The organism is Bradyrhizobium sp. CSA207, from assembly GCF_029051685.1.
Lineage (GTDB): Bacteria > Pseudomonadota > Alphaproteobacteria > Rhizobiales > Xanthobacteraceae > Bradyrhizobium.
The window spans coordinates 1-1,950 of sequence record NZ_JAACFT010000096.1; the positions used below are offsets into that span (position 1 = coordinate 1).

Here is a 1,950-nt window from a genome sequence, read left to right on the forward strand (position 1 = left end):
TAGCCTTGCTTTCCACGCAAGACATCGATTTTCGCTTTGGGGTCAAAAGCGGCGTCTTGACGGTCACTTCCGGTCTACTCTTGTCATCGGACAAGCTCGGCCCGTCCAACGCTTCGCATTAGGGCCACAAGCGGAATTGTCGGCGCCGGATGCAAGAGGCCCGCCAACTGAGGCGGCCTTAATCTTCTCAAATACGCTCCCCGCAGCATACCTCATTTTGAGACCGGCCCACTACCGACCGCTGGGGTACAGCCGCGATGGTATTCCTGCTGACATTTCGCGTAGTCGTCGTACAGAAAGTACGCTCCGACCGCGATTACGATGACCATGCACGTGAGAGCTATTTTCTGCTTCATTGACCAATAAGTCTCCTCGCAGAAGACGGCGTTGAGGACCAACTTGGCCGCATCCTGCGAAAATCTTTAGGCGGTGAGCTGACGCACGTCCCCCTGCCGATCGCGCTTTGAGCCATATAACCAGAGCCCGTAGCTGACAGCGAAATGAAAGAGGGCGCATGCGAGGAATGTTTCGCCGTCCATCGCGTATCGCTCATAGAGGAGCGTACCAATGAACAACCCGGGAAGCATGATAAAAGAATACGCGAAATAGGCGCCAGCGAACCCCCGCCAAAAATTGCAAGGAAGGAAGTTAAATTCGAAAGCCATCAGCACAAGACCGATGGTCGAAACTACCTCAATGACAAGCTCGGGGGTTCGCACCAAGCTGTAAGTATCCGGATCGGTGATACCATGACACGTGACCAAAATGTTGAAGAGTGCAAAAAGCTTCCAGCCCACGTAGACCCTCCCAGCGTTCGCGCCACCCTAGGTAGATAATGTGAGTGAATTTCTCGCTTACAAACCTGGTTTAACTTGAGTTGCGGCGATAGCTCAAAGCTTCCAAGCCGGCAGATTTCGGAACCGGCCATTCTCTTAGTCCGCAATGGGTCATTAGCGCCGACTTTCCCGCTTCCTCCCGATGTCCGGTCTGACCTCGACTGCCGACGAGCCGGACACGATGGCTATCTTCGCCTTAGGGCCAAGTGCACAACAGCGGACACCCAATCGGCTTCGTCGGGCGTTGCCCGGCAGGCGAATTGCGGATAACGAACATCCTCTTCAAGCCGGGTTCTCGGCGAGGAAGGTGTTCGCGATCCGCGCAATTTCATCAGCTTCCACGTCCAAGCCTACTGCACCCAGAACGATAACCGGCGTGTTCAGGTTAAGCCAAAGCCAATCGCCAACCCTGGCACCTCGGGTCACCTTGAGGGTCCGCTTCAAGTTCGGATCGATCTCCAGTCTCAGCCAGGGCACGCTTTGTCTAGAAGTCATAAATGACGATACTGATCGAATTGCGCTCCACGGAATGACTGCGGATGCCAATCGTGCATCCTTAAAGCCCGTCGCATCAATCGATATGATCACCTTGCAGGTGATCGCTGTCACGAACGGATACAATGCCGAAAGCGCGATGACTATAAGCAGGGCAGAGCCAACGTATATGAGGAACTTGAACCAGCCGTGGGCGCGCGTCTCGACAGCAACAAAGCGCATCAGCAGCCCGAGACTGAAGGCCAAGTACCCGAACCAACTCAGAGCTAAATAGCGGACCTCGAGTTTGCGGCTATCCATCTGGACTATCCCGAAATAAAACGGTCGCGAAAGACCAAGATGTGCGCCGGTAGAAGACCGTTTATCATTCCCCATCATCGGCCAGCATTCTGAGGTCTGCAACGGGTCAAAACGCGAATAACTCAACCTGAGCAAATCTCGTCTGCTATTGCTCAGTGAGCGGACCTTGTGGAGAGGTGCCGCCACTTCGCCGATGGGCCATGACCGGAAGTCGCCGGGTTACTCGACCACCTCACGCGCCTCGCGGCTAAAACGCCGCAATGCATTACTCGGAAGATACACCTTTCTGTCGCAGTCCTTCTTCGGTCTGGCTCGTCAT

The 1,950-nt window shown here is 54.7% G+C and carries 2 protein-coding genes; both read right to left on the reverse strand.

The genetic code is table 11. From position 1 onward, the window contains the following. Positions 1-422: 422 nt before the first annotated feature. Positions 423-797 (reverse strand): hypothetical protein, encoded by a 375-nt coding sequence (locus GWG65_RS40070; RefSeq protein ID WP_275200898.1) that lies wholly within the window; start codon positions 795-797, stop codon positions 423-425. 321 nt (positions 798-1,118) lie between these two features. Then, entirely contained in the window at positions 1,119-1,631 is a 513-nt protein-coding gene (locus GWG65_RS40075) for a hypothetical protein (protein WP_275200899.1), read from the reverse strand. Between the last annotated feature and the right edge of the window lie 319 nt (positions 1,632-1,950).